We start from the raw sequence: 26831 nt of genomic DNA on the forward strand, positions 1-26831 counted from the left end.
TGCCGTCACTCAGTCGCTGTTGGGGGATCCTCGCCGGCGTCGACAGAGCCCGTCTTTACGCTCCAGCGGGGCGGCTTGGGGGCCTTGGCGCCTCGACGGCGACGAATCAGGGCGCGGATGGGGAAGAACAGCACGATGGCGACGATCCACAGGGGGGAGGTCGCGATGAGCACCGTGATCAGTCCGGTGAGGAGTCCGGCAGCGCCACGGACGCCGTCGGTGATCGCCTGGACGAAGCCCCACGACTGGCCGCCCGAGGAGATTACGGGGCGCGGCTCGGACAGCTCGATGGTCACTGTGGCCATTGCCGCCTGGCGCTCGAGGTGCTTGACCTGCGCATCCAAAGACTCGATGTCCCCGCGAATCCGGCCCAGCTCCTGCTCGACGGACAGCATCTCCTTGACGTTCTCGGCGGCGTCGAAGAAGTCGCGAAGGCGCTTCTCCTGCGCGCGCAGGTTCTCAAGCCTGGCGGACAGGTCGATGTGCTGCTGGGTGACGTCGTCGGTGGCCTCGGACTGGTACTTGACGGCGCCGATGGCGGCGACGTCGGTAACGAACTGCTCGTAGGACGCGCTGGGCACCCGGACGGTGACCCAGCCGCGGAGCGCGGTGCCGTCGCCGTAGCCGTTCTCGTCGTTGCGGTAGATCCACTCGTCGTTGTCGGTGGCGACCTGCATCGCCTCGACGGTGCCGGAGTGCGTCGTCGTCAAGTCGCGCACCTTCGTGACGGCGTCGGGGGTGCTTGCCACTTCGAGCCGGAGAACCTTGGAGCGGATCACCATCCGCTCGTCGCCGGTCCCGTCGCCGCCCTTCTCGGGGACCGCGCCACCACCCTGAACGGCGTCCAATGCCGGGGCGGCGGGCATCGCAGGCTCGCCCCCTCCGGTCGGCATGGCGCCCGCGCCACAGGCACTCAGCAGCGCCGATATGAGGACTGTCAGCAGAATCACTGCGAGGCTTCTCCGCCGCTGACCACGCTTCATCTCTGCCTCCTGACAGACGGGCCGCGGCAAACGTCGCGGCGCCAACTTGCCGGAACCCTACTCCCGCCGCGCTTCGTGTCGAAGGGCGCGGCAAGGATTGTTCCGCCTTCGTTATCTACGACGCTTCGACCGATGCGAAAGGTTGTCCGAGCGCGCACTCGGGATCCCCAGAATGCTGCGTATACGCGGAGCACTGGCCGTATGACACAGTGCTCGACGTATACGCAGCACGATGCGCGGGGCTCAGCGTCGAGCCGCATGGGTCCGACGGCCGAGTTGGTGGGAAAGGCTGCGTTGGGTGGCCCCCCATTCGTTCCACACCTGGTGGTAGGTCAGCCGGATAACCTCGTAGCCGAGGTCCCGCGCGGAGAGATCGCGGCGCCGGTCATTGCGGTGCTCCTCCTTCGAGCGGTGGTGCTCATCGCTGTCACACTCGACAATCAAGCGGTCACCTACCAGGAGATCCACCCTTCCGATCCCCCGAATGTACGCCTGAGGCGTGACCTTCACGTGCCGACGAGCGAAGAAGAGCCGAACCCTAGTCTCCGTGCCTGACTCGGCTGCGCCGAGGAACTGCGCATAGCCCCGGCGCGATGCCGGTACCCGGGCGAGGACATCGCCGACATCCGAGGCGAGGATAAGCCCCTGATGCAACGCAGACTCCAGGACGATCAGCGCAGACTCCGCATCGTGCCGATGCGCCACGTGGGATAGGCAGTCGATCACCGGCCAAAGCGGCCGCGTAGGGCGCGGCCCGGGAGCAGCGTGCAGGCACATGCCGGGTGCCCACTTGACCCGGGCGCCTCTGCCATACACGACGTGGAGTTCGTGGTGCGTAGGAACCCAGAGACGGTAGGCGACGCAGCCGCTGAGACAGCCGAGGTGGCCACCGGCGCGGATGGCCCTCACCACGCCATCGTGCGCTTCCTTTCCCGCATACCACCCGGGCGCGATGCGGTGGAGCGCTCCACGCTCCACCGCCCTCGCGATCTCGCGCCGGTTGTGCCCGGCCGCTCGTAGTTCCTCGACCGCGTAGATGCCAAAACTGCCCATATTCTTGTTATGTGTACGGCGCAGCCCGATTTCCCACCGCTTGGCGCATCTGTGGATAACGACCGCAGCCGCACCGTGCTGCGCATACGCCGGGCACTGGCCGTATGACACAGTGCTCCACGCATACGCAGCACGATGCGACCGACTAGCCCAGGCGGGGCACGGGGGCGAAGTCCAGGCGCTCGGCGACACCGCGGCCCTCGCGCACCGCAGCCTCGACCAGCGCCTGGGTGCCGAGCGCCGTCGGGTCGAGCCAGTCGTCCCACGCGTCAGCGGGGAGCATCACCGGGTTGCGGTCGTGGATCGTGGCGAGGCGGTCGACGGCGTCCATGGTGAGCAGCGCGGCGGTCAGCACCCACCGGGACGGGTCGACGTCGTCCTTGGCCGGGTCACGCCACCAGGAGTAGACCCCGGCGAAGGCCAGCAGATCGGGACCTTGGAAGAAGTACGGCTGCCGGGCGCCTTTTGGCCCCGTCCACTCCCAGTAGCCCGTGGCCGGGATCAGGCAGCGCCGACGCTGCACGGCCCAGCCGAACTTCCCGGCGAGCGTCTCCGCACGCACGTTGATCAGAGGCGGCCCCGTGCGTCGGAGTTCCTTCTGCCCCGGCCGGGCCAGGTTCCAGCGCGCGGCCTCGAGCCGTCGGCCGGGCGCCTGCTCCGACTCCAGCACCACGGGAACCGCGTCCGTCGGCCGGGCCTCCGGCAGCGGTGCAGGGACACCGTCGCCGATCAGGTCGATCTCGAAGATCCCCGTCAGGTCTTCCACTGTTGCGTCGAGACCGTAGCGTGAGCACATCGTGGGCCGCCTAGACCGGGAAGCCGTCGAGGAGGCCCTGCAACTGCATGACCTGCCGGGGAACGTACTCCGCGATGGTGAGGCCGACGACCTCGGCCGCGGCCTCAACGTCGGCCACGACCCTGCGCGCCTGCGCGACCGTGAGGCCGCCGAAGTCCTCACCCAAGCCGAGGCGGGCCTCGGCGGCGTCGATGGTGTCGACGTCGAAGTGGATCGCCACCCGGGTCGCCCCCGTCGAGCGAAGCCAGTCGAGCAGCGCGCCCGAGTCCTCGCGCAGCACGTCGGGCGTGAAGACGGGCAGCCCCCAGGCCTCGACGTTGGCATGCGCATCGTCCTCCCACTGGTGAACGCCGACGAGCGCCACCCGGTCTGGGGAAAGCGTCGCCGGAAGAGCGGAGAGCACGTCCGCGTCCCCCTGCCCGGCCAGCGCCGAAACGGCCATCGCGTGGTAGCCCTCATACGCGGTGTCGCCGGTGTCGACATCCGGATGCGAGTCGATCCAGACGACGGCGAGATCCGCGCAATACCTGGCTGCCAGCGCCGCGAACGGCGCGACGCTCACCGCGCAGTCGCCGCCGAGCGTCGTGATGCGCGCGGGATCGTGGTCGGCGATGAGTTGCAGCGCCGCGCCGAGCTGCTCGAGCACGACGTCCTTCGCCTCGATCCCGTCGCGCTCGGCGAGGCCCCGATCCCCCATCTCAGTGGGAACGACCGCCGTCGGGCCCTCATGCTCGGGCAGGATCGCCTGCAGCACTGACGTCCCGACGGCGTACCCGCGGCGGGCGACGCCGAACGGGAACTCACTGGCGAGGGCCCGGACGCTGCTACTGCCTGCCCCCTGCCACTGCGGCCAGACCAGGCGAAGATGAACTCCCATGACCTCAGCCTACGGGCACCTCGGACCGCTACGGTTGACGCGTGGATCGGCAGACGGGGTGGGCGCAGCGACTGGTACCTGCCCTGCTGGGCGTTCGCGTCGACGCCGCGGGCCCGTCCCTCGTCCGGCCGATGATGGTGGGCCGGACGGTCGTGTTCACCGGGGCCTCGGCCCTGCCGCCGTCCCCCCGGGAGGTCGTCGTCCTCCGCCACACAGAAGAAGAAGGTAGACAGTGATCCTCACGCCGACGGCCGGCGGCCTCCTCCGCGATGGCCGCCCCCACCGCATCATCTCCGGCGCCATGCACTACTTCCGGATCCGTCCTGAACAGTGGCGCGACAGGCTGACGAAACTCGCCGCGATGGGATGCAACACCGTCGAGACCTACGTGGCTTGGAACTTCCATGCCCCGACGCCGGACAAGGCACTGTTCACCGACGATCGCGACCTGGGCGCCTTCATCGACCTGGCGGGCGAACTCGACCTCGACGTCATCGTTCGGCCTGGCCCCTACATCTGCGCCGAGTGGGAGGGAGGCGGCTTCCCCGGTTGGCTGCTGGCCGACCCGCGCATCGCGATCCGCACCTCCGACCCGCGCTACCAGGACGCCGTCGCCGCATGGTTCGCCCAGCTGCTCCCTGTGCTGGTGCCGCGGCAAGCCGCACACGGCGGACCCGTCGTCGCCGTACAGGTGGAGAACGAATACGGCAGCTTCGGCGACGACACCGCACACCTGGAGTGGCTCCGCGACCTCCTGCTCGATGCCGGGGTCGTGGAACTGCTCGTCACGTCCGACGGCGACGCCGCGGATTGGTGGAGCGGCGGCATGGTGGAAGGAGCAATGCCGACCGTCAACTTCGGCAGCCGCCCGGAGGAGGCCTTCGAGCGGGTTCGGCGCGACCTCCCCGGCACGCCCCTGATGTGCATGGAGTTCTGGCACGGCTGGTTCGACCACTGGGGCGAGGAGCACCACACCCGCGACGCCGCCGAGGTCGCGGCGGCGCTCGACACGATGCTCGCGGCGGGTGCCTCGGTCAACTTCTACATGGGGGTGGGGAGCACGAACTTCGGTCTGTGGAACGGCGCGAACTGTCAGCCGTTCGCGGCGACAGTGACGTCTTACGACTACGACGCCCCGATCGCGGAGGACGGCTCGTTGACGGCGAAGTTCTACGCCTTCCGGGAAGTGATCGGCCGGTATCACCCCTTGCCCCCGCTCGATCCCGCCCTGGAGGCCGCTCCTCGGTGCCTCCCCGCCACCGCCCTGACGCGGGTCGGTTCCGCCCCGTTCCTCAACACGGTCGAAGGACTCCCCTCAGCGACCTGCGCGCGGGCGGCCGTTTTCGAGCAGCTGGGCCTTGCGCGCGGCGCGCTCCTCCTCCGCCGCCGGGTCGTCCTGCCTGAGGGCAACAGGATCCTCCGGTTCCACGGGCTCCGCGACCGGGCGACGGTGCTGGTCGACGGCGTCCTCGTCGGGTCGGCACATCGCTCAGACGCCGACCCCATCGTGTCTTTGGAGGCCTTCGCCGCGGGTCGTGAGGTGGATCTCGTCGTCATCGTCGAGAGCGAGGGGCGGGTGAACTTCGGCCCGGACCTGGGCGAGTCCAAGGGGCTGACCGTCGGCGCGTGGCTCGGCTGGCGGTTCCTGAACACCTGGGAGGTGACGCCGCTGCCGCTCGACGACCTCGGTGAACTGCTCGCCGACCGTGGCTCTGCGGAGGGCGCGTCATCAGCCAACGCCGCGCCGGTGTGCGTCACCTTCGCGTTCGACGTCGACGACCCGGCAGACGGCTTCCTCGACGTCTCGGCTCTCGGGCGCGGCCTCGCCTACGTCAACGGCTTCTGCCTCGGCCGCTATTCGGCCGTCGGCCCACAGGAGACCCTGTATGTCCCGGCGCCGCTCCTGAGGCAGGGCCGCAACACGGTCACGATCCTGGAGTTCGAGCGCGACGCCGTCGAAGTAACCTTCACCGACGCCCCGCGCCTCTGACCGGCAGAGACGACGGCTCGCCGGGGTCAGCTCAGGATGTCGGCCAGCAGGCGGCCGGCCACCGCGCAGTCGGCCTCGGACACGTCTAGGTGGGTGACCGCGCGCAGCGCATTCGGGCCGAGCACGGAGATCAGCACACCCTGTTCCTTCAGCCGCGCGGCAGCCGCGGGCGCGCCGTCGGCAGGGATCAGCACGATGTTCGACTCGATGCCGCCCTCATCGACGCTGCCGGGTCGCACCTCGTTCAGCGCGCGGGCCAGAGCGCGGGCGGCCCGGTGGTCGTCGCCGATACGGTCGAGGTTGGTGGCAAGGGCGTGCCGCGCCGCCGCGGCGAGCAGCCCCGCCTGGCGCCAGCCGGCACCCATACGCTTGCGTTGGATCCGGGCGCGGGCGATGTCCTCCGCCGTGCCGACGAGCACCGAACCGACGGGCGCTCCCAAGCCCTTAGACAGGCACAGGCTGACGGTGTCGAACAGCGCGCCGTACTCCACGAAACCGCGGCCGGTGACGGCGGCGGCGTTGGCCAGGCGGGCGCCGTCGAGGTGGGTCTTCACGCCCAGCGCACGGGCCCCCGCGGTGAACCGGGCGACCTCATCGAAGTCCTGCACCGTTCCGCCGCCGAAGTTATGGGTGTCCTCGACGGCGACGCATGCCGTCTCCACGAGGAACGGGCCGCAGCCGACAGCGATCAGCTCCAGCGCCGCGTCGGCGTTCAGCCGACCCCGCGGCGTGGTCCAGGTGCGCATGGTGACGCCGTGCAGGGCGGCGTGCGCCCCCATCTCGGCGCGGGCGATATGCGCCCACGTGTCGCAGAGCACCTCCGAACCCGGCCGCACGTGCAGCCAGACGCCGAGCAGGTTCGCCAGCGACCCCGTCGCACAGAACAAGCCCGCCTCCTTGCCGAACAGCGCGGCGACCTCGGCCTCCAGGAGGTTGACGGTCGGGTCATCGCCGAAGACGTCGTCCCCCACGGGCGCGGCCGCCATCGCGGCCCGCATCTCCGCGCTGGGGCGCGTGACGGTGTCGCTGCGAAGATCGATCACAGTTCCTTCGCCCTGAACTCTTGGACGGGGTTCACCCGGCCCAGCCGACCCGAGCGCAGCCGCGTCGCGACGGTGAACGCCATCTCCAGCGACTGATTACGGTTGAGGCGCGGGTCGCACACCGTCTCGTAGCGGCTGGCCAAGTCGTCCTCGCTGAGGTTGTTGACGCCACCGACGCACTCGGTGACGTCGTCGCCCGTCAACTCGACATGCAGGCCGCCGGGCCAGGTGCCGAGCTGCTCGTGCACGTCGAAGAAGCCGTTGACCTCATCGACGACGTCGGCGAACGAGCGCGTCTTGTAGCCGTTGGCGGCCTCGAACGTGTTGCCGTGCATCGGGTCACACACCCAGGCGACCTTGCGGCCCGTGGCCTCGACACCCTCGATGATGGGCGGCAGAGCTTCACGGATCTTGCCCGCCCCCATGCGCGTGATGAACGTGAGCCGGCCGGGGATGCGGTCAGGGTCGAGCCGGTCCGCGAGAGCGATGGCGTCCGCCGCGGTCGTCGTCGGGCCGAGCTTCACGCCGAGCGGGTTACGCACGCGCCGCAGCAGCTCGACGTGCGCGCCGTCGAGCTGACGGGTCCGCTCGCCGATCCACAGCATGTGGCCCGAGCAGCCGTACAGCTCCTCGGAGCGAGAGTCGACGCGGGTCAGCGCGCGTTCGTACTCGAGCAGCAACGCCTCATGCGACGCGTAGAAGTCGACGGTGCTGAGCGCGCCGTCGTGGACCCCGCAGGCCACCATGAACGCCAGCGCACGATCGATCTCGGAGGCGAGTTCCTCGTAAGCCTGCTCGACCTCGGAGTCGCGCACGAAAGCCGCGTTCCAGCTATGCACGCCGCGGAGGTCGGCGAAGCCGCCCTTCACGAACGCGCGCACCAGGTTCAGCGTCGCCGCCGACGAGTTGTAGACCTGCAGGAGGCGGTTCGGGTCGTGCGCGCGGGCGGCCTCGGTGAACTCGAAGCCGTTGATGGCGTCGCCGCGGAACGCGGGCAGCGTAACGTCACCGCGCGTCTCGGTGTCCTTGGAGCGCGGCTTGGCGTACTGGCCCGCGATGCGGCCCACCTTCACAACGGGCACTTGCGCCGCGTACGTCATGACGACGGCCATCGACAGCTGCACGAGCAGCTTGCCCTTGATGTCCTTGGCTGTCACCGCCTCGAACGTCTCGGCGCAGTCACCGCCTTGGAGCAGGAAAGCCCGCCCCTCGGCGACGTCGGCGATCTTCTCGCGCAGGTCGTCGCACTCACCGGCGAAGACGAGCGGGGGCAGCTTCTCGAGCGTGTCGATCGTGCGGTCGAGGGCCTTGATGTCCGGGTAGGTGGGCTGCTGGACAAAGGGCAGCGCGCGCAGTTCTTCCCGGGAAATGTTGCTCGACATGCGGGAAAGGGTACCCCAGCCGCCAGGGGTCAGCGGACGCGCTTCTCCACGACGGGCTTCTCTCCTCCGCCCGGGCGCGGGAGGACGAAGGCGTCGGCTCCGCCGTCGGCCAGGTCCCCGGTCTTGACGCGCGCGCCGTAGACATCGACGTACTCCTGGCCGGTGAGCTGCTGGATGGCAGCCATCGTCTCTTCGGTCACCCAGCGCAGCACTTTGCTGTTGCCGGGGGTATCGGCGAACTCGCTGAAATCGAGCGGCTTTCCGATGACGACCACGGGACGTCTCGCCCACGGGATCCCAAGCGGGCCCTTGAACGACTTCGAGCCGGAGATGCCGACGGGAACGATCGGCACGCGGTTCTGCAGCGCGATCCGCGCCATGCCCGTCTTGCCCTTGTACAGGCGGCCGTCCGGAGACCGGGTGCCCTCGGGGTAGATACCGATCGCCCTTCCTTCGGCGAGCAGGTCGGAGATCTGCTGCAGGGCGTCTGCGCTGGCCCGTCCTCCGCTGCGGTCCATCGGCACCATCTTGATGGTCTTCAGGAACCACGCGACGATGCGGAAACCCGCCCCGCCGCCGCTGGCGAACAGTTCGGCCTTCGCGGGGAACGTCAGGGGCCGCGGCAGCATCGCGGGGATGATCAGCGAGTCGAGCGCGCCGATATGGTTACTCGCCATGATCAGCCCGCCCTCACGCGGGTAGTTCTCGGAGCCGATCACCACAGCGCCCCAGCCGTACTTCACCAACGGGTGGAAGATCGTGAACTTGAAGAGCCGGTACCAGAACATGGCCGGAGTCTAGCCAGGCGTGGGCCGGTACTGCACGAAGTCGAACCCGATCCGCTGCTCGCGGGAGACCTCGGTCCACTCGCGGGCGACAATCGGCGGGAACAGCGCGGCGCCCTCTGGCGATTGGTGCACGACCGTGATGTCCAACTCGGTCAGGTACGGCCAGGCCGCCTCGTAGATCTGGGCGCCACCGCCGACGTAACACACCTTGTCAGGAGTCTCTGCGGCCAGCTCCAGCGCCTCTTCGACCGAGTGCGCGACCTCGACACCATCGTCGGCCCAGTCAGGGTCCCGCGTGACGACGATGACGCGCCGGTTCGGGAGCGTGCGCCCGATCTGCTCGTGCGTGCGCCGCCCGAAGATCAGCGTGTTGCCGGTGGTGACCTTCTTGAAGCGCGCGAAGTCCTCAGGAAGATGCCACAGCATGTCATCGCCGGAGCCGATGACCCGGTTGTCGGCCACCGCCGCGATCGCCACGACTCTCATCACCGCTCCTGCACTCTCACCAGGTTGCCTAGTCCATCGAACCAGGCGATCTGCTTTACGTCTCCGACGTCGAAGAATACTTCGAGCGCGGGCTCGTCATGCTCGGTCCACACGAGCTCGGCCAGGGTGGGGATGCCCTCGACAGCGCCTGAGAGCGCGTTGTCGAACATGACGCGGACCACGTCCACAGGCACCGCGCGGGTCACATTGCCCTCGGATGGCGTATCGAAGAAGAGTGGCTCGTCGGGGGTCTCTCTGAAAACCGCGACCTCGCCGGGCGTCTCGAGCGCGGCACCGTCAACGGTATCCTCGGTCACCCGCAAGCGGACGATGTCGGTCAGCCCCTCGCTGTCGAACTCGTCCCATACGTCGTCTATGCGATCGGTCGTCAACTCGTTCTGGAACATGGGCGGACCGTCCTCATCGAGCGGATCCCCCCATGCGTCCGGCGGGTCGTCATATCTGACGATCTCTCCGTCCCATGGTCCCACGATGTTCACGTTCTGGCTGGCCGAAACGAAGCCGCCGATCACGGACATGCCGATGGCCGCGGCCGCCACGCCCATCACGACCTTGAGCACCAGGCCAGCCCCGTCGGTGGACGAACGCTTGGCGGGGAGGAAGGAGGCAGGGGTCGAGTCGATCGCGTAGAGCGGGCCGGGCGGCGTGGGCTCCGGCAGGGTGTACGCCGGGGGCACGACAGGCTCGGGACGCGGAGGCGGTGGGGCGACCGGCGCGGGCCGAGCCGGCGGCGGTTCGTGCTTCAAGACCTTCGGCGCCGGCAGCCCTTCGAACTGCGCGATCGCGTCCCTGTGCGTGACGGCGCCGAGCACCGCCCGCGTGCGCTTGTCGAGTTCCTCGTCATCGAGGCGACCGTCCGAGTAGGCGGCGGAGAGCAGGTCGAGGTACTTGTCCCTCTCGGCAAACGACGGCCGCAACTGCTCGTTCATGGACCAAGAGTAGTGGGCTCCCCAACTCCGTGGGCGTCACTCCTCGTCGAGCTTGATCAGCTTGCCCTCAAGGTCGTATCTGGCGGTCTTGGTGACATCACCGTCGATGAAGCGCACATCGACGGCGGGCTTGCCTTTGGTCGTCCAGACCACGGTCGCCTCCGTGGCGATGCCCTGCAACTCGTCTACGACGTTCATCAACGCCTGATCGAGCATCATCCCGAGCTCGTCGAGGTCGACCGTGTGGTCCACGTCGATGCCCTCGGTCTCCCCTACGACGACCGGGCCGTCGCCGCGTTGGGAGAACGGCGCGACCTCGCGCGGAGACCGTGGCGACATCGCCGTTCCCTCCACCGCGACATCGGTGATGCGCAGGCTGACGACGGCGGTCAAGCCGTCATCCGAAAGCCGCTGCTGCACCTCCCAGAAACGGTCCACGGAGACTTCCGGGTACTCCCCTCCCTCCCCTGCCTCGCCGTCATAGTCCGGCCCGCGCGAAGCGGTGGCCTCGGGAGCCGCGCTCCCGATCGGGGGCCATCCGCTTTCCCAGGCAAGGAAGCCGCCGAGAGCGACGACGGCGCCCGCAGCGACCAGCACGGTGCGTCGCGAGGTCCCGCCGTCGGACGGCGAATGCGGCGTCGGCTTCGCAGGCAGCGGATCGATCTTGTAGAGCGAGGACGACGGCGTGACCTCCGGCCGGGGAGACCGGCGGACCGCTGCCGGCAGCACGTTCGGCTTCGGCAGACCGTCGAACTGGGCGAGGGCATCGTTGTGGGTCAGCGCGGAGAGGACTCCTTGAGTCCGCTTGTCGAACTCCTCCTCGTCGAGGCGGCCGTCCGCGTACGCGACAGAGAGCAGGTTGAGGTACTTGTCCCTTTCGGCAAACGACGGCCGTAACTGCTCGTTCATGGGCCCAGAGTAGTGGGTCGGGAAACTCAGACCGCGATCGGCGCCTTGATCACCGGGTAGGGGTCGTAGCCCTCGACGGAGATGTCCGCCAGCTCGAAGGTGTCCAGCTCCGTCACGTCCGGGTTCAGGCGGAGTGTCGGCAGGGGGCGGGGCTCCCGGCTCAGCTGCAGGGCCACCTGCTCGAAGTGGTTCGAGTAGATGTGCGCGTCGCCGAGCGTGTGCACGAACTCCCCTACCCGAAGGCCCGTGACCTGGGCGACGAGGTGCGTCAGCAATGCGTAGGAGGCGATGTTGAACGGAACGCCGAGGAACACGTCCGCGGAGCGCTGGTACAGCTGGCAGCTGAGCACACCAGGGCCGCCGTCAGGCGACGGCGCCACGTAGAACTGGAACAGCGCATGGCAGGGCGGCAGTGCCATCGAATCGACGTCGGCGACGTTCCAGGCCGACACGAGGTGGCGTCGCGAGTCCGGGTTGTCGCGGATGGACGCGACGACGCCCGCCAACTGATCGATGTGGCGGCCGTCGGGCGTCGGCCAGGAGCGCCACTGGTAGCCGTAGACCGGACCGAGGTCGCCGTTCTCGTCGGCCCACTCGTCCCAGATGGTGATCTTGTTGTCGTGCAGCCAGCCGATGTTGGTGTCGCCGCGCAGGAACCACAGCAGCTCGCCGAACACCGAGCGCGTGTGCACCTTCTTGGTGGTCAGCAGCGGAAAGCCCCGCGCCAGGTCGAAGCGCATCTGGTAGCCGAACACCGAGCGCGTCCCGGTGCCTGTGCGATCGCCTTTGTCGACCCCGTTCTCTATGATGTGGGTCAGGAGGTCCAGGTACTGCTTCATGCCTCAAGTCCCGCGAGGTAGGAGACGAACTCGCTGACGGCGATGCCGCGGTGGGAGATGGAGTCCTTCTCCTTCGGCGTCAACTCCGCGGAGCTGACGCCGAGGCCCGCGGGAATGAACAGGGGGTCATAGCCGAAGCCGCCCTCGCCGGTAGGTGCCTCGGCGATCCGGCCGGGCATGCGGCCGTGCCAGACGCGGCGTTCACCGTCGGGAGTGACCATGGCCAGCGCGCACACGAACCGGGCGGCACGGCGTGCGGTGGGCACGCCGTCGAGCTGGGCGAGGAGGAGCGCGTTGTTGTCCTCATCGTCGCAGGCGGGCCCAGCCCAGCGCGCGGAGCGGACGCCGGGCATGCCGTTCAGCTCCGCCACCTCGAGGCCGGAGTCGTCGGCGACGGCGACCAGTCCGGTCTCGGCGGCGGCGGCCGTCGCCTTGAGGAACGCGTTGCCCTCGAACGTGCGCTCCGTCTCGGCCGGCTCCGGGTAGCGGGGCAGGTCTGCAAGACCGAGCACCTCGACGCCGACGCCCGCGGCCTCCACCATGCGGCGCAGCTCGGCGAGCTTCTTGGGGTTGTTCGTGGCGAGCACGATGCGCTCGGGGAGCCTCACGCCAACGCCTCCTGCTGGATCCGCGTGAGTTCGGCGCACCCGGCGGCACCCAGGTCGAGGAGGACATCCAGTTCCGCGCGGCTGAACGGGGTGCCCTCCGCGGTGCCCTGCACCTCGACGAAGGCCCCGGAGCCGGTCATGACGACGTTCATGTCGGTCTCCGCGGCCGAGTCCTCCTCGTAGCGGAGGTCGAGCAGCGCCTGGCCTGCGGCGTCGAAGCCGACGGAGACGGCGGCCACGGAGTCGCGCAGCGGCTCGCCCTTCAGCGCCCCGAGCTTCCGCAGGTGGGCGACGGCGTCGGCCAGCGCCACGTAGGCGCCGGTGATGGCGGCGGTGCGGGTGCCGCCATCGGCCTGGAGGACATCGCAGTCGAGGACGATGGTGTTCTCGCCGAGCGCCTTGTAGTCGATGATCGCGCGCAGTGACCGCCCGATCAGGCGGGAGATCTCGTGCGTGCGTCCGCCGATCTTGCCGCGGACGGCCTCACGATCCGAACGGGTGTGCGTGGCGCGCGGCAGCATCGAATACTCGGCGGTGACCCAGCCGAGCCCCGAGTCACGACGCCAGCGCGGAACGCCGGTCGTGACGGAGGCGGCGACGAGCACGCGGGTGCGGCCGAACTCGACGAGCACGGACCCCTCCGCGTGATCGAGCCAGCTGCGGGTGATCCGGACGGGGCGAAGCTCATCGGGTCGTCGACCATCGATGCGAGGTGTAGTCACCGGAACAACGTACCTCAGCGAGGGCAGGCGCAGCGCTCGGGCACTGGGACGTCGCGCAGGGCATCCTCGATGTGCTCGCCGCAGCCCGCCCAGGTGGGCTTGCCGCACTTCTCGCAGGTGACCTTCTTGCACATGGTGTTCTCCTTCTCTACAGGGTGACAGTGGGGTTGGCTACAAGCTGATGGTGGTGGCGTTGCTGACGAAGCCGCCGAGGAGGCGGCGGCCGATGCCCTGAAAGTCGTGGGCATCGCCGGTGGTCAGGAAGGTGCGGGTCGCCTCCCGCGGCTGGTGCCGCAGCAGGTCGGCCTGGGTGAGCTGCGAGTAGGTCGATTGCGCGCACGCCTCCGCCGACGACACCAGCGTCACCCCATTGCCCAGCACGTAGCCGATCACGCCACTCAGCAGCGGGTAGTGCGTGCAGCCCAGGATGAGGGTGTCGGCCTGTGCCCGCTTGATGGGCGCCAGGTACTCCTCCGCGACGGCGAGCAGCTCGTCCCCGCCGGTGATGCCGGCCTCGACGAACTCCACGAAACGGGGGCACGCGTTCTGGGTCAGCGAGATATGCGGGGCGATCGCGAACGCGTCCTCGTAGGACAGCGAGCTGACCGTCGACTGCGTGGCGATCACGCCCACCCGCGCGTTCCGCGTCGCGGCGACGGCGCGGCTGGCGGCCGGAAGGACCACCTCCGTGATGGGCACGTCGTAGCGCTCGCGCGCGTCGCGCAGCACGGCCGACGACGCGGAGTTGCACGCGATGACCAGTGCCTTGACGCCACGATCGACGAGGTGGTCGAGTCCCTGCAGCGCGAATCTGCGCACCTCTGCGATGCTGCGGGGGCCGTACGGCGCGCGGGCCGTGTCGCCGAGGTAGATGAAGTCCTCGTTGGGCAGCTGCTCGACCAGCGAGCGCAGCACGGTCAGGCCGCCGAAGCCAGAGTCGAAGACGCCGATCGGCCGGTCCAGCGCCGTCACCTCCCAGCCCCGCGGAGCTCGAACTGGTCGGGATCGAGGCTCATGTCGTCGGACAGGCACGCGGCGCGCATCTCCAGCAGATCCTCGATGAGGTAGGCAAGCCACTCGATCAGGTCGACGAGGCCGGGGTTCGACTGCATGATCTCCTCGTTGGGCCGCGCCTGGCGACCGGGGCCTGCAACCTCCGCGTACCAGAACAGACGCAGCGCGCCGAGCGTCTTCGCCCAGTCGTCGACGGCGTCGAGCGTCACGGGCACATGCCCCGCCCAGGTGTCGAGGTCGGCGATGACGCGGTCTGATGCCGCGATCCTGGCGCGGGCCTGGCCGTGGATGGAGTCGCGCCAGAACTCATCGGCGGCCTTGTCGTCGGCGACGGCAGGCGGGAAGAGGCGCGCGAGCCGGTTGTTGCCCAGCATGCGGTTGGTGGGGTCGTCGGCGAGGTCGGCGACGATCTGCTCGAAGGGATCGTCGCTCGGCGGCGGGAGCAGCTCCCGCAGGTGCGACTGGTAGAAGCCGATCATGGCGCGCAGCCCGCCGTCCCTGCCGTCGCAGCCATCGAAGGCCCACACGATCGCGTCGCCGGGGAGGGTCATGCCTTCTCCATGGTGGCCCAGAGGTTGTAGCTCTGCATGGCGAGGACGTCGCGCTCCATCTCCTCGCGGTTGCCCGACGACACCACAGCCTTCCCGCGGTGATGGACCTGCAGCATCAGTTCCTCCGCGCGCTCGCGGGGGTAGGAGAAGTACTCCTGGAACACGTAGGTGACGTAGCTCATCAGGTTGACGGGGTCGTCCCAGACGATGGTGACCCACTGCCGCAACTCGGCGGGGGCATCCGCCGGACGCTCGGCGACGCTCGTGTCACCGGCAGGCTGTGTGGTCATGGGTCCAACAATGCCGCGTTCGGACAAACCTCGCCACCGGACGCGGGCATTCGGACGCATCGCCTCCGCGCGCACTACGCTCTCGGGCATGACGACGGCGCTGCTGACCGATCAATACGAGCTGACAATGGTGCGGGCCGCCATGGATGCGGGCACCGCGAACAGGCGAAGCCTCTTCGACCTCTTCACCCGTCGCCTGCCCGAGGGCCGCCGCTACGGCGTCGTCGCAGGGCTCGGCCGAGTGATCGACGCGATCGGCGAGTTCTCCTTCGGCGACGCCGAACTGGGTTTCCTGCGCGACCGCGGCATCCTCACCGACGACCTCGCCCACTGGCTCGCCGGCTACCGCTTCACCGGCGACATCTGGGGCTACCCCGAGGGCGAGGTGTACTTCCCGGGCTCCCCCGTGCTGTCGGTCGAGGGGACGTTCGCCGAGGCCTGCATCTTGGAGACGGTGCTGCTCAGCATCTACAACCACGACGCCGCCATCGCGGCCGCTGCCTCACGGATGACCGCCATGGCCGGCGACCGCACCTGCGTCGAGATGGGCTCGCGCCGGACGCACGAGGAGGCCGCCGTCGCCGCTGCGCGCGCGGCGTACCTCGCGGGCTTCGCCTCGACCTCGAACCTCGCGGCCGGCCAGCGCTACGGCATCCCCACCATCGGCACAGCGGCACACTCGTTCACGCTGCTGTTCGACGCCGAGGAGGACGCGTTCCGCGCGCAGCTGCACACGCTGGGCGAGAACACGACGCTGCTGGTCGACACCTACGACGTCGAGAAGGCCATCCGGCTGGGCGTCGAGCTGACCGAGGGTCGGCTGGGCGCCGTGCGCCTCGACTCCGGCGATCTGCCCATCATGGCCCGCCAGGCCCGCGACCTCCTCGACGACTTGGGCGCGACCAGCACCCGGATCATGGTCACCTCGGACCTCGATGAGTGGCAGATCGCGATGCTGCAAGGAGCGCCCGTCGACGGCTACGGCGTCGGCACGTCGCTGGTCACGGGCTCCGGGCATCCGACGTGCGGGTTCGTGTACAAGCTGGTGGCGCGGGCGTCGTCGGACGAGCCGGGCGCGGAAATGGTGCCTGTCGGCAAGCGGTCGAAGGGCAAGAACACGCTGGGCGGCCGGAAGTTCGCGATGCGCAGGATCGGCGCCGACGGCGCGGAGGCGGAGGTCATCGGCCTCGGCGCACCGCCGGTAAACGACGGTAACGACCGCGACCTGCTGGTCCCCATCTTCCGTGGCGGCGAGCTGGTCTACACCGCGACGCTCGATGACGCCCGCCGTCGGCACGCCGAGTCGCTGCGCGAACTCCCTCTGGCCGCCCGCCGCATCTCGAAGGGCGACCCGGCGATCGAGACGATCATCCTCGACGAGGTCGGCTCACGGACCACGAACCCCTACCAGGCCTCCCCCATCGCCACGAACATCTGACTGTCGTCGAGGACTGGGGTAGCGGCCGCCAACCCTCAGTGGCCGCCCCAGCGCGAAACGGGCTGCTCGGGCAGGCCATTCATCACGGCGGCGAGGCGGCGAGGCAGGTCCGCGGCGAAGACATCCTCGAGGCTCATCCGGTGGCCGTTCTGGTCGGCCAGCGGCACGCGCCAGTTGGGGTACTCGTCGATCGTTCCCGGCTGGTTCTGCGTGCGGCGCTCACCGACGGCGTCAGTCAGGTTCGCGAGGAGCACCTTCGACGGCGTCCGGAGCAGGAAGCGGTGCAGGGCCAGCATGACCTCGACCGGGTCGTCCCTCTTCGCCTCATCGAGCACGCCGTCGGCGACCAGCTTGCCGAGCCACTCGGCCTGTTCACGCGCGGCGGCGGCGAGTTCGTCGTCGAGCGGCTCGGTCAGGATGCCCAGCTGGTCCCGGAGGCGGACGTGGTCGCCGGCGAGGTAGCCCAGCGACGGCGGGAGGTCGTGTGTCGTGACCGATGCCATGCAGTACTCGCGCCACCACTGCGCGTCGAGCGGCTCCCCCTGCATGCCGGCCTCGAACCACAGCACGGAGGTGCCGAGGATGCCGCGGCGCGACAGGTATTCGCGCACCCAGGGCTCGACGGTACCGAGGTCCTCGCCGACGATCAGCGCCTGCGCGCGCTTCGCCTCGAGCGCGAGGATGCCGACGAGCGCCTCGTGGTTGTTGCGCACGTACGTGCCGTCGACGGGGCGCCCGCCCATCGGCACCCACCAGAGGCGGAAGAGTCCGATGATGTGGTCGATGCGGACGCCGCCGACGCGGCGGAGCGCGGCCGACACCATGGCCCGGAACGGCGCGTAGCCGAGCTCGGCAAGCTTGTCGGGGCGCCACGGGGGCTGGCCCCAGTCCTGGCCCAGCTGGTTGTACTGATCCGGCGGCGCGCCTACGCTCATCCCCTGCGCGAAGACCTCCGGCATCATCCAGGTCTCCGCACCCATGCGGTTCACGCCGACGGCGAGGTCCGTGACGATGCCGACGGGCATGCCCACTTCGGCCGCCGCGGTCTGCGCGGCCGACACCTGCGTCTGCGCCACCCACTGAAGCCACTCGAAGAAGTCGACCTCCTGCGCGTGCTCCTCTGCGAACGCCGCGACCTCCGGCGAGCTCGGGCGCTGCAGTTCAGCGGGCCAGCCGGCCCACTCCTGCCCGTGCACCTCGGTGAGCGCGCTCCAGACGGCGAAGTTGCGCAGCCCTGCGCCCTCGCGTCGGCGGAAGTCGTCGTAGGCGATCCGACGCGCGGGGCGGAGCCCCACCGCATGGATCAGGCGCAACGCCGCCAGCTTCGCCGGCCAGACCGCGTTACGGTCGATGATCCCCGCCTTCGCGCCCGCGGCCCGGGCGCGCTTGTGCAGCGCCCGCACCTGGCGGCGTTCGTCGCGGCCGAGGGCGCCGTACTCGGGCACCGCCTCGGGACGGACGTAGATGGGGTTGATGAAGCGCCTGCTCGACGGCAGGTACGGCGACGGCTCCATGGGCGCCACCGCCTGCGCGGCGTGCAGCGGGTTGATCAGCACGTAGCCGGCGAACTGCCGGGTGCCGGACCAGGTGATGAGGTCGCCGAGGTCCGCGAGGTCGCCGATACCCCAGGAGCCCCTTGAAGTCACCGAGTACAACTGCGTGCCGTAGCCCCAGATCCGCTTGCCGCGCATCGCGGGCGGAAGGCCCACGAACGACGGCGTGACGATCAGCGACGCGCGGCGTTCGCCGTCGACCGTCCGCGCGACGACGTCGTGATAGCCGGTGGGGAGGTCCGCGCCGAGCCAGAACGTCGCCTCGCCGAGGGCCGCGCCGTCGACGAGACGGTCCGGGACGGTGTTGTCGCTCTGCCACGCGGGGCGCGTCTCCCCCGTCTCCAGCTCAATGTGCACCTGGACCTCGGAGCCGGCCGGGACGTGCACGGCGACGTGGATCCCCTGCCCCTCCTCCGCCACGGTGCAGTGCGGCAGCGTCAGGCGCCAGCGCTCGTCCTCGAGTCGTGCCCACGCGGCCTCCGCGGCCTCGGGAGTGGCGGCGTCGACGTCGAACGCGGCGAGCACGCGCACGATGGTGTCGGCAGGAATGGCTACGTAGCGGCCCTTCCAGTCCCAGAACTCGCGGGCGATCCCGAAGCGGTCGGCGAGCCGCTCGAGGGCAGGGCTGTACTCAGCCATGAGGGTTGGCTCCTACTCTGGACACCATGAGGGTTGGCTCCTTCTCTGGACGCCGTCAGGTGGGCTGTCTTACCGGACCTTGAGGACGTACGTGCGCGCGATCAAGTCTTGCAGCGATTGGCGGTTGCGGTTGACCAGGAGACAAATTCCCGAGGGCAACGTCACGTACCACAACACGTACGCGAAAGCGCCGAGGACGCCACGCACGATGGCCGCGCCCCACCCGAGCTTTGCCTCGGGGCCGTCGCCCACCTTGACGACCCGCAAGCCGACCGCGAGCTGCCCGAGCGTCGCGCCGACGGCGCCGACCATGACGGTCCGGTAGACGGCGAAGAGCACGAACATCACGACGGTCAGCTGGGTGTTGAGGGCGATCACGGCGTCGGGCAGCGGCGGCGGGTCCCCGACGGGGTTGTCCGCCCACATCGTGAGATCGCGCGTCCACCGGTCGAACACGGCCAGCATCTGACCGGTGATGCCGAACGCGGATGCGACGATCCAGCCGACGATCGTGATCAGGACGCTGTCGATCAGGTATCCCAGCAGTCGCCAGCCGAAGGCGGCGATGCGAACGATGGGGCCTACCGTCGGCCCTGGCCCATAGTTGTAGGTGTACGTGCCTGGGTGCTGCTGGTGCGACATCGGCTGCTGGTACCCGTGCTGCTGCCCCTGGTGACCATCCTGCTGAGGGTAGCTCTGCGGGGGCGCGCCGTAGGTCTGCTGCGGCGGCGCCATCGACTCGGCCGGTGGTGGCGGCGCGGGCTTGTCCCGGGTGGCCTGCGACCAGGCCACGCCGTCCCAGAAGCGTTCGCCGTCGGACCCGGCGGGGTCGGGGTACCAACCGGCCGGTGGCTGGGGCGTGTGTGTCATGCCCCCGAATCTACCGTGACCGGCGGATGTCGCGCCTACCCTGACTCGCCGGAGCCGTGGAGCCACGCGGTGAGCGCCCGCTGGTTGACCACGCCTGCCCGCTGGAAGATCTTCTTGAGCCGCTTGTGCACCCCAGACCTGGTCAGGCGCACGTCGGCGGCCATCTCCCGAACGCTGCCGCCCCGCAACACATGCTCGAGCAGCTGCCGATCCACCTTGTTCGGGGCGACCCTTTCCGCCCGCTCGGGGTCGAGGATCGCCAGCCGGTCGAGGTGCCGGGTCAACGTGTCGGCGACGACCTTGTTGCCGACATTGTATCCCGCATGCACCGCCTTGAGCGCCGCCGCGATGTTGACCAGGTTCGAGTCCTTGTACACGAAGCCCCCGACGCCAACCTCCAGCGCATTGAGCACCTCGCCCGTGTCGAAGGCCGTCATCATGAGCACCTTCGACGGCGAGCCTGCGGCGTGCATCGCGGCGGCAACCTGCACCCCGGTCATCCCGGGAAGCCGGACGTCCATCAGCCAGACGTCGACGGGCGCCTCGACGTCGAGGGCCGCCTCCCCGCTCGTGACGGCAGCCACCACATCCAGTTCCGGGTCACCACGAAGGGCAGCTTCGAGCCCATGCAGAAGCAACCTGTCGTCGTCACAGATGGCTACACGAATCATGTCAGCGCTCCTTCGCGTCGCGTGATCGGGACGTCCGCGTGCAGCGTCCATGTTTCTCCGTTCAGGGAGGAGGCGGCGGTCCCGCCGGCTAGGGCAGCGTGCCGGCGCATGCCGACGAGTCCCAGCGACCGGCGCTCCCGCGCACGTCGGGCCTTGGCCACGTTGGTGACCACGACCGTCAGGAGGTCCCCGTTCCGGGAGGCTCCGACGCGGCATGGGTGCGCCTTGTCGCCGTGCTTGAGCACGTTGTGCAGGGCCTCTGCGATGATCCGGCTGACCACCAGATCCACTTCGGGTGGCAGTTCGGCGAGCAGCACGTCCATCTCCGGAGCTTGCTCAACCACGAACCCTGTGGCGGTCAGTTCCGCAACGCCTGCCCGCGCCGCGTCGACGGCGCCAACCGTCCCGAATGGCTGCGAGCTACCCTCGCGTTGCAGATCGGCGGTGACCTCGCGCAGCGTCGCGTCTGCGCTTCGCACGCGATGGATCAGTTCATCGAGGAAAGCGGGATCGGACCGCTGCTCCGCGGTCGCGCTGTCGGCGCGGACCAGCACACCCGTGAGATTGCGCCCAACGAAGTCGTGGATATCGACGGCCATCCGCATCTGGCGCTCGACGAACTCCTTGGAGACCCGCTCGGCCTCCACCCGCGCCACCCAGCGAAACCCGAGCCCTATGACCCAGGCGATGAACAACACGACTGAGGGCACCACGACGATTTCGAGCACATTCAACACATCTGCGGAGCGTCGCCGCATGAGCACCACCATGGTCGCCACAATCACGGCCGTGGCGACGGCCGCGCGTCCGAACTGTCCTTTCCTGACCAGCAGAGTTACGACGCAGGCGCAGATGTAGGACGAGAACCCGAGCCCTGTCGGATCGGCAACCAGGCCGACAAGGCAGCTCAACAGGACGCCGAGCAGCCCCCAGCCAGACCATCGCGCGGCCAGCAGGAGTGCCATCGGGACTGTCAAGTTTTCGGTGTAAGTCATGGTTAGTGGCTGTGGGCGGACAGCCGGCCGTTGAAGGTGATGTCGAAGGCGTTGAGAGCACCCTTCCATCGCTGGGTCCAGCGGGCTCTGCCCTTCCCCGTCGGGTCGAGCGCCATCACGGCAAGGTAGACACACTTGAGCGCGGCTTGCTCGTTCGGGAAGTGTCCACGAGCCTTCACCGCCTTCCGGATCCGGGCGTTCACGGACTCGATCGCGTTCGTGGTGCATACGATCCGGCGGATCTCGCGGTCGAACTGCAAGAACGGGACGAACTCCGCCCAGGCGTTCTCCCACAGCCTGACGATCGCCGGGTACTTGGCGCCCCAGGCGTCTTGGAAGTCGAGGAACCGGTCCTCGGCCTCGCTGACGGTCGCAGCCTGATAGACAGGCTTCAGGGCCCGGCTGATCTTGTCCCAGTCCTGACGGGCGGCGTACTTAAAGCTGTTCCGCATCAAGTGCACGATGCAGGTTTGCACGATCGTCTGCGACCACACCGTGTTCACGGCATCCGGGAGACCGGTCAGGCCATCGCAGACCAGCATCAACACGTCCTGGACGCCGCGGTTCTTGATCTCGGTGAGCACCTGGAGCCAGTACTTCGCACCCTCGCCACCGTCACCGCACCACAGACCCAGGATGTCCCGGTTACCCTCGCTGGTGACCGCGAGGGCGACGTAGATGGGCCGGTTCGCGACTTGGCCGTCGCGGACCTTGACGTGGATCGCGTCGATGAACACCACCGGATAGACCGGATCCAACGGCCGGTTCTGCCACGCGGCCATGCCGTCGAGGACCTTGTCGGTGATCGCCCCGATCGTGGTCTTCGACACCTCCGACCCATACACATCGGCCAGGTGCGCACTGATGTCGCCGTGTGTCATCCCCCGTGCGGACAGCGACAGCACGATGTCTTCGATCGCGCCGAGCCGGCGCTGCCGCTTCGCGACAATCTGGGGCTCGAACGTGCCGGCCCGGTCCCGCGGGACATCAATCTCGATCGGGCCAGCCTTGGTGGTCACGGTCTTCGACCGGGTCCCGTTGCGGGCGTTGCCGTCCGTCGAGGGTTACCACACCACCTGATTCGCGAGGACCTCGACGATGCCCGATCCTACTTCCTGCTGCCGTGGCGTCGGCGGCTACTGCCAGCGCTGCGATCTTCTGGTCGGCCTGCCGGGGCTCCACGTGATCGGTGTCGAACGCGATAACGCAGGGCTTCGGGTTGAGGTCGAATCCGTGCGGCCGGAGGTGATGGGCTGTCGCGCCTGCGGTGTTGTCGCGCATGCCCATGGCCGGCAGAGGATCGAGCTGACCGATGCGCCGTGTTTCGGAGCGCCGGTCAGCCTGTGGTGGCGGAAACGACGCTGGCTATGTCGCGAGCCGATGTGTCCGGTGACCTCGTTCATGGAGCAAGACCCGGCGATCGCGCCACGCAGGGCGCTGCTCACCAGCAGGGCGACAAGGTGGGCGATCGGGCAGATGCGGCGGGAGAACGCCTCGGTCCAAGGTCTGGCCCGGCAACTCGGCTGCAGCTGGAAGACGCTGTGGCGGGCCGTGAAGCCGGTGCTGGAGGCCGCTGCGGCGGACGAGTCGCGGTTCGCGGGGGTCACCTGTCTGGGCGTCGACGAACACATCTGGCACCACGTCTCGACCAAGCCCGTCGAGTTGGGCGGGCGGGGGCCCAAAGAGTTCACCGGCATGGTCGATCTGAGCCGTGACAAGGATGGACATGTCCGATCCCGGCTGTTGGATCTGGTCCCGGGCCGCTCCGGGGAGGCCTACAAGACTTGGTTGAAGGCCCGCGGCGACACCTTCCGAAGGAGGGTCGAGGTCGCCACGCTGGATCCGTTCCACGGCTACAGATGCGCTATCGATGACCAGCTCGAGGACGCCGTGGCTGTTCTCGACGCGTTCCACGTCGTCAAGCTCGGCACCGCGGCCGTCGACGAGGTCCGACGCCGCGTCCAGCAGGAGATCCACGGCCACCGTGGCCGCAAGACCGACCCGTTGTATCGGATCCGCAACATCCTGCGCGCCGGACAAGAACACCTCACCGACCGCCAGAAGACCCGGCTGGAGTCGGCGTTCAGCACAGACGAGCGCCATGTCGAGGTCGAGGTCGCCTGGCACTGCGCCCAACAACTCCGCTCGGTCTACCACTAGCCCAGTCACCCCGAAGGCCGTCAGATCGCGGAGAGAATCCTGGACTCGTTCCCGTCGTGCCCGATCCCGGAGATCGCTCGTCTCGGCCGCACCCTGAACCAGTGGCGCGACGCGTTCCTCGGCTACTTCACCACCGCGGGCGCGAACAACGGCGGAACCGAAGCCATCAACGGGCTGATCGAGCTGGCCCGCCGGGTCGCCCGCGGGTTCCGCGATCCCGACAACTACCGCCTCAGAATGCTCCTCATCGGCGGCGGCTTACGCATCTGACCCCACGCTCACGTCAGAAGAGCCGCTTAACCGTTACCGCCGCGGCTGCAATAGTGGCTTTCGAACCGTCCGATTTCGGCTTCAGTTGAGACACATCGAAGTCGAAGAAGCTCCTCGCCTTGTATGCCGGAGAACACCCCGTCCAGTTGCAGTACCCGACCCGGAACACGTCGTTGGTGTTGTAGTAACTCGACCCGGTGCTACGGACAACCAAGAAATTGTTGCGATCCTTCCCCAACGACGGATCGATGAACACCGGATACACCACATCCGCGCCCGTCAACGCATCCTGATCCGGCGACAACACCACCTCCAGGCCCTCATCCGAGGGCAGCGCTGACTCGGTCACCTCGATCGGAGCCACGACCTCCGCGGGAGACGTCGCGTCGGGGATGTCCTCTTCTGAGGTAGGTGCCGAGTCCCACATCACCGGCGACGGAGACGTGAACACGGCCTCGCCCTCCGCATCGACGGCCTCAGCGGAACCGTCCCCGGCAACCACATAGTCCAGGCCATCACCCTCGATCCGGAAGGCCAAGCTCTCCAGCTCCGGGTTCGACGCCGCCTGCCGGTTCTTTACGACAAGCACCTCGGAGAACGACTCCGCGGACACGGACACCACGAGATCAACACCAGGCAACACCTCGGGATAGGTCACCTGATCGCCATCCACGCTCGGCGCCGGCAGCACAAACGGAACATGCATCGTCACCGCATGGTCCCCGTCGCGCACCGTCGCCAGGGCGGTGTCCCCACCTGCAGAGAAGTCCATCTCCAGCACCGACGCCGCCGGCTCCAGCCGGTTACCCGCCTCCACCACGGTCGTGTCGACGGGACCGAACTCCTCGCCGTCGCGCACCCGGACAGCCGCACGATCCAGCGTCAACGTCACAGTCCCGTCGGGATTCGCGACACTCAAGCTGTGCTCATCGGTCAACTCGGGTATCTCCACCGACGATCCCGAGGACACCGCGTCCGCCATCGCCTCTGCGACAGGGTCATCCGGCAACTCCGGGTCCGCTGACGCAACCAGCGAAACACCCGACAAGACCAACGCCATACCCAAGGCAGGCACCAGCCAACGATCACACAAACGGGCCATCACAGACACCCTCCACACTGAGGAACCAAGACGCCGAGTGGGGGCTGCCACGCCGTCTACCGCGCAACCTACAACCGGCCTGTGCCGCTTAGCGCCGCATCGAGAGCAACCGGGTAGCGAAGTCCACAACCTGGGCAGCAGACTACCTATGCGGGGGACACCACTGCCCACACCTCGGCACGTGACACATATACCCTCGGGGGTATATTCTTCCTCTCATGAGCATCGTGATTGTGGGAGGCGTCGCCGGCGGGATGAGCGCGGCGACCCGGCTTCGCCGGCTGGACGAGAACGCCGAGATCATCGTCGTGGAACGCAGCGGATACGTGTCGTTCGCCAACTGTGGGCTGCCGTACCACGTCGGCGGCGTGATCGAGGAGCGCTCGGCGCTGCTGCTGCAGACGCCCGAGTCGCTCGCTGCGCGTTTCCGGCTCGACGTGCGCGTCGGCACCGAGGCGGTCGCGATCGATCGCGCGGCCAAGACCGTCACCGTGCGCACGCTGGCCACCGGCGACGAGCACGTCCTCCCCTACGACAAGCTGATCCTCTCCCCCGGCGCGCGGCCCGTCCGCCCGCCGATCCCCGGCATCGAGCGCGCGCTCAGCCTGCGCGACGTCGAGGACACCGACGCGCTCGTGGCCGCCGTCGCTGACGCCAAGAGCGCCGTCGTCATCGGCGGCGGGTTCATCGGCGTGGAGATGGCCGAGAACCTCCGCCACCGCGGCCTGGACGTCACGCTGGTCGAGGCGATGCCCCAGGTCATGGCGCCCATCGACCCGGAGCTGGCCGCGCTCGTCCACACCGAACTGCGCGCAAACGGGGTCGAGCTGCGGCTCGGCGCCGCTGCCGCCGCGATCGGCGAGGACCATGTCGTGCTCGGCGACGGCGAGCGCCTCCCCGCCGACCTCGTCGTCGCCGCCATCGGCGTCCGTCCCGACACCACGCTCGCTGACGCCGCTGGTCTGGCCGTCGCGGCGCGCGGCGGCATCGTCGTCGACGAGCACTGCCGCACCTCGGACCCGAACGTCTACGCCGTGGGCGACGCCGTTGTGAAGCGCGACGCGCTGGACGGCTCCGACGTGCTCGTGCCTCTGGCCAACACCGCCAACCTGCAGGGCCGCCGCGTCGCCGACCACATCGCCGGCCGACGCGCCCCTGGCCGTCCCGTGCTGGGCACCGCCATCGTCGGCGTCTTCGGGCTGCAGGCCGCGGCCACGGGATGGAACGAGAAGCGCCTCCGCGCCGCCGGCCGTCCCTACCGCGCCATCCACACGCACCCGTCGTCGCACGCGGGCTACTACCCCGGTGCCGAACAGATGTCGTTGAAGCTGCTGGTCGACCCTGAGACCGACGCCATCCTCGGCGCGCAGGGAGTCGGCCGAGACGGCGTGGACAAGCGCATCGATGTCATCGCCACCGCTATGGCGGGTGGCATCACGGCCAGAGACCTCGCACACCTCGAGCTGGCCTACGCGCCGCAGTTCGGCTCGGCGAAGGACCCCGTCACGATGCTCGGCTTCATCGGCGAGAACCTCCGCGAAGGCGTCACCGAGTCCATCCAGTGGCACGAGCTCGACGCCGCGCTGACGGCAGGCGCCACGCTGCTCGACGTCCGCAACCCAGGCGAGCGCGCCGGCGGCTCCGTCATCCCCGGGGCGATCAACGTCCCGCTCGACGAACTCCGCGACAATCTGGACTCCCTGCCCGACGGCGACTTGATCGTCCACTGCGCCGTCGGCCTCCGCGGCCACACCGCAGCCCGGATCCTCACCCAGGCGGGCCGCCGCGCCGTCAACCTCGACGGCGGCTACAAAACCTGGGCCGCTGGAACCTCCGCCTGAGCCGCCATCGT

Annotated in this window: 24 protein-coding genes and 2 pseudogenes; 4 read left to right on the plus strand and 22 right to left on the minus strand. The window is 68.8% G+C overall.

Annotated features, from left to right (window positions below; all coding sequences use genetic code 11):
- Nucleotides 1-5 precede the first annotated feature (5 nt).
- From IPJ61_RS11250 to IPJ61_RS11265, 4 genes are all read right to left on the minus strand, one after another.
- A complete protein-coding gene (locus IPJ61_RS11250) occupies nucleotides 6-950 on the minus strand; it encodes a DUF4349 domain-containing protein (protein ID WP_297107116.1) in 945 nt (314 codons plus the stop codon).
- A gap of 276 nt (nucleotides 951-1226) precedes the next feature.
- The gene (locus tag IPJ61_RS11255; protein WP_297107119.1) at nucleotides 1227-2036 is read right to left on the minus strand and encodes an endonuclease domain-containing protein; all 810 of its coding nucleotides are present in this window, start codon (nucleotides 2034-2036) and stop codon (nucleotides 1227-1229) included.
- 145 nt (nucleotides 2037-2181) lie between these two features.
- Nucleotides 2182-2832: an SOS response-associated peptidase gene (locus IPJ61_RS11260; RefSeq protein WP_297107122.1), complete on the minus strand. Its 651-nt coding sequence runs from the start codon at nucleotides 2830-2832 to the stop codon at nucleotides 2182-2184.
- A 10-nt stretch (nucleotides 2833-2842) separates the two neighbouring features.
- Complete coding sequence (locus IPJ61_RS11265) at nucleotides 2843-3709, minus strand: arginase family protein (protein WP_297107124.1); 867 nt, start codon at nucleotides 3707-3709, stop codon at nucleotides 2843-2845.
- 232 nt (nucleotides 3710-3941) lie between these two features.
- Between IPJ61_RS11265 and IPJ61_RS11270 the strand changes: the two genes are divergently transcribed.
- Entirely contained in the window at nucleotides 3942-5699 is a 1758-nt protein-coding gene (locus tag IPJ61_RS11270) for a glycoside hydrolase family 35 protein (RefSeq protein WP_297107127.1), read from the plus strand.
- A gap of 26 nt (nucleotides 5700-5725) precedes the next feature.
- Here the strand turns inward: IPJ61_RS11270 and IPJ61_RS11275 are convergent, their stop codons facing one another.
- From IPJ61_RS11275 to clpS, 12 genes are all read right to left on the minus strand, one after another.
- Complete coding sequence (locus tag IPJ61_RS11275) at nucleotides 5726-6742, minus strand: threonine aldolase family protein (RefSeq protein WP_297107129.1); 1017 nt, start codon at nucleotides 6740-6742, stop codon at nucleotides 5726-5728.
- Entirely contained in the window at nucleotides 6739-8124 is a 1386-nt protein-coding gene (locus tag IPJ61_RS11280) for a class II 3-deoxy-7-phosphoheptulonate synthase (RefSeq protein WP_297107132.1), read from the minus strand. The genes IPJ61_RS11275 and IPJ61_RS11280 overlap by 4 nt, the downstream gene beginning before the upstream one ends.
- 29 nt (nucleotides 8125-8153) lie before the next feature.
- The gene (locus IPJ61_RS11285; RefSeq protein ID WP_297107135.1) at nucleotides 8154-8912 is read right to left on the minus strand and encodes a lysophospholipid acyltransferase family protein; all 759 of its coding nucleotides are present in this window, start codon (nucleotides 8910-8912) and stop codon (nucleotides 8154-8156) included.
- Nucleotides 8913-8921: 9 nt separating this feature from the next.
- The gene (locus tag IPJ61_RS11290; RefSeq protein WP_297107138.1) at nucleotides 8922-9398 is read right to left on the minus strand and encodes a dihydrofolate reductase; all 477 of its coding nucleotides are present in this window, start codon (nucleotides 9396-9398) and stop codon (nucleotides 8922-8924) included.
- Nucleotides 9398-10348, minus strand: a complete 951-nt coding sequence (locus tag IPJ61_RS11295) for a DUF1707 SHOCT-like domain-containing protein (RefSeq protein ID WP_297107141.1) — start codon at nucleotides 10346-10348, stop codon at nucleotides 9398-9400. The genes IPJ61_RS11290 and IPJ61_RS11295 overlap by 1 nt, the downstream gene beginning before the upstream one ends.
- 36 nt (nucleotides 10349-10384) lie before the next feature.
- Entirely contained in the window at nucleotides 10385-11257 is an 873-nt protein-coding gene (locus IPJ61_RS11300; protein ID WP_297107144.1) for a DUF1707 SHOCT-like domain-containing protein, read from the minus strand.
- Nucleotides 11258-11283: 26 nt separating this feature from the next.
- The gene (locus tag IPJ61_RS11305) at nucleotides 11284-12096 is read right to left on the minus strand and encodes a thymidylate synthase (RefSeq protein WP_297107147.1); all 813 of its coding nucleotides are present in this window, start codon (nucleotides 12094-12096) and stop codon (nucleotides 11284-11286) included.
- Nucleotides 12093-12704: an RdgB/HAM1 family non-canonical purine NTP pyrophosphatase gene (gene rdgB / locus IPJ61_RS11310; RefSeq protein WP_297107150.1), complete on the minus strand. Its 612-nt coding sequence runs from the start codon at nucleotides 12702-12704 to the stop codon at nucleotides 12093-12095. Before rdgB ends, IPJ61_RS11305 begins: the two co-directional genes overlap by 4 nt.
- Nucleotides 12701-13426, minus strand: coding sequence for a ribonuclease PH (gene rph / locus IPJ61_RS11315; protein ID WP_297107153.1), 726 nt, complete (start codon nucleotides 13424-13426; stop codon nucleotides 12701-12703). The genes rdgB and rph overlap by 4 nt, the downstream gene beginning before the upstream one ends.
- Before the next feature lie 171 nt (nucleotides 13427-13597).
- Nucleotides 13598-14398, minus strand: coding sequence for a glutamate racemase (murI, locus tag IPJ61_RS11320; RefSeq protein WP_297107156.1), 801 nt, complete (start codon nucleotides 14396-14398; stop codon nucleotides 13598-13600).
- A complete protein-coding gene (locus tag IPJ61_RS11325) occupies nucleotides 14395-14991 on the minus strand; it encodes a DUF2017 family protein (RefSeq protein ID WP_297107159.1) in 597 nt (198 codons plus the stop codon). Before IPJ61_RS11325 ends, murI begins: the two co-directional genes overlap by 4 nt.
- Nucleotides 14988-15281, minus strand: a complete 294-nt coding sequence (gene clpS, locus IPJ61_RS11330) for an ATP-dependent Clp protease adapter ClpS (protein ID WP_297107162.1) — start codon at nucleotides 15279-15281, stop codon at nucleotides 14988-14990. The genes IPJ61_RS11325 and clpS overlap by 4 nt, the downstream gene beginning before the upstream one ends.
- 88 nt (nucleotides 15282-15369) lie before the next feature.
- On the opposite strand from clpS, the gene IPJ61_RS11335 reads away from it, so the two are divergent.
- Nucleotides 15370-16719 carry a nicotinate phosphoribosyltransferase gene (locus IPJ61_RS11335; protein WP_459251280.1) on the plus strand — a complete coding sequence of 450 codons (1350 nt, stop codon included), beginning with the start codon at nucleotides 15370-15372 and terminating at the stop codon, nucleotides 16717-16719.
- A 35-nt stretch (nucleotides 16720-16754) separates the two neighbouring features.
- Here the strand turns inward: IPJ61_RS11335 and malQ are convergent, their stop codons facing one another.
- The 5 genes and pseudogenes from malQ to IPJ61_RS11360 all read right to left on the minus strand — a co-directional run.
- Nucleotides 16755-18911, minus strand: a complete 2157-nt coding sequence (gene malQ, locus IPJ61_RS11340; RefSeq protein ID WP_297107167.1) for a 4-alpha-glucanotransferase — start codon at nucleotides 18909-18911, stop codon at nucleotides 16755-16757.
- Nucleotides 18912-18980: 69 nt separating this feature from the next.
- Entirely contained in the window at nucleotides 18981-19781 is an 801-nt protein-coding gene (locus IPJ61_RS11345) for an RDD family protein (RefSeq protein ID WP_297107170.1), read from the minus strand.
- Between the two features lie 35 nt (nucleotides 19782-19816).
- A complete protein-coding gene (locus tag IPJ61_RS11350; protein WP_297107174.1) occupies nucleotides 19817-20452 on the minus strand; it encodes a response regulator in 636 nt (211 codons plus the stop codon).
- Nucleotides 20449-21447, minus strand: coding sequence for a sensor histidine kinase (locus IPJ61_RS11355; protein WP_297107177.1), 999 nt, complete (start codon nucleotides 21445-21447; stop codon nucleotides 20449-20451). Before IPJ61_RS11355 ends, IPJ61_RS11350 begins: the two co-directional genes overlap by 4 nt.
- 2 nt (nucleotides 21448-21449) lie before the next feature.
- Nucleotides 21450-22499: pseudogene (locus tag IPJ61_RS11360) on the minus strand (IS256 family transposase); the annotation flags it as partial.
- A 46-nt stretch (nucleotides 22500-22545) separates the two neighbouring features.
- Between IPJ61_RS11360 and IPJ61_RS11365 the strand changes: the two are divergent.
- Nucleotides 22546-23877 (plus strand): annotated as a pseudogene (locus IPJ61_RS11365) (ISL3 family transposase).
- A gap of 13 nt (nucleotides 23878-23890) precedes the next feature.
- Here IPJ61_RS11365 and IPJ61_RS11370 read toward each other — a convergent pair.
- Nucleotides 23891-24937 (minus strand): hypothetical protein, encoded by a 1047-nt coding sequence (locus IPJ61_RS11370; protein WP_297107180.1) that lies wholly within the window; start codon nucleotides 24935-24937, stop codon nucleotides 23891-23893.
- Between the two features lie 260 nt (nucleotides 24938-25197).
- On the opposite strand from IPJ61_RS11370, the gene IPJ61_RS11375 reads away from it, so the two are divergent.
- Nucleotides 25198-26820, plus strand: a complete 1623-nt coding sequence (locus tag IPJ61_RS11375) for an FAD-dependent oxidoreductase (protein WP_297107183.1) — start codon at nucleotides 25198-25200, stop codon at nucleotides 26818-26820.
- Nucleotides 26821-26831 lie beyond the last annotated feature (11 nt).

The sequence above is a fragment of the Tessaracoccus sp. genome (assembly GCF_016714275.1).
Classification (GTDB): Bacteria; Actinomycetota; Actinomycetes; order Propionibacteriales; family Propionibacteriaceae; genus Arachnia.

Coding starts and splice junctions, on each gene's coding strand:
- IPJ61_RS11305 (WP_297107147.1), bottom strand. CDS start 12,096: ATGAAGCAGTACCTGGACCTCCTGACCCACATCATAGAGAACGGGGTC.
- IPJ61_RS11370 (WP_297107180.1), bottom strand. CDS start 24,937: ATGGCGTTGGTCTTGTCGGGTGTTTCGCTGGTTGCGTCAGCGGACCCG.
- IPJ61_RS11350 (WP_297107174.1), bottom strand. CDS start 20,452: ATGATTCGTGTAGCCATCTGTGACGACGACAGGTTGCTTCTGCATGGG.
- IPJ61_RS11255 (WP_297107119.1), bottom strand. CDS start 2,036: ATGGGCAGTTTTGGCATCTACGCGGTCGAGGAACTACGAGCGGCCGGG.
- IPJ61_RS11300 (WP_297107144.1), bottom strand. CDS start 11,257: ATGAACGAGCAGTTACGGCCGTCGTTTGCCGAAAGGGACAAGTACCTC.
- IPJ61_RS11335 (WP_459251280.1), top strand. CDS start 15,370: ATGACGACGGCGCTGCTGACCGATCAATACGAGCTGACAATGGTGCGG.
- malQ (WP_297107167.1), bottom strand. CDS start 18,911: ATGGCTGAGTACAGCCCTGCCCTCGAGCGGCTCGCCGACCGCTTCGGG.
- IPJ61_RS11260 (WP_297107122.1), bottom strand. CDS start 2,832: ATGTGCTCACGCTACGGTCTCGACGCAACAGTGGAAGACCTGACGGGG.
- IPJ61_RS11290 (WP_297107138.1), bottom strand. CDS start 9,398: ATGAGAGTCGTGGCGATCGCGGCGGTGGCCGACAACCGGGTCATCGGC.
- IPJ61_RS11295 (WP_297107141.1), bottom strand. CDS start 10,348: ATGAACGAGCAGTTGCGGCCGTCGTTTGCCGAGAGGGACAAGTACCTC.
- clpS (WP_297107162.1), bottom strand. CDS start 15,281: ATGACCACACAGCCTGCCGGTGACACGAGCGTCGCCGAGCGTCCGGCG.
- IPJ61_RS11280 (WP_297107132.1), bottom strand. CDS start 8,124: ATGTCGAGCAACATTTCCCGGGAAGAACTGCGCGCGCTGCCCTTTGTC.
- IPJ61_RS11285 (WP_297107135.1), bottom strand. CDS start 8,912: ATGTTCTGGTACCGGCTCTTCAAGTTCACGATCTTCCACCCGTTGGTG.
- IPJ61_RS11265 (WP_297107124.1), bottom strand. CDS start 3,709: ATGGGAGTTCATCTTCGCCTGGTCTGGCCGCAGTGGCAGGGGGCAGGC.
- IPJ61_RS11345 (WP_297107170.1), bottom strand. CDS start 19,781: ATGACACACACGCCCCAGCCACCGGCCGGTTGGTACCCCGACCCCGCC.
- IPJ61_RS11325 (WP_297107159.1), bottom strand. CDS start 14,991: ATGACCCTCCCCGGCGACGCGATCGTGTGGGCCTTCGATGGCTGCGAC.
- IPJ61_RS11355 (WP_297107177.1), bottom strand. CDS start 21,447: ATGACTTACACCGAAAACTTGACAGTCCCGATGGCACTCCTGCTGGCC.
- IPJ61_RS11375 (WP_297107183.1), top strand. CDS start 25,198: ATGAGCATCGTGATTGTGGGAGGCGTCGCCGGCGGGATGAGCGCGGCG.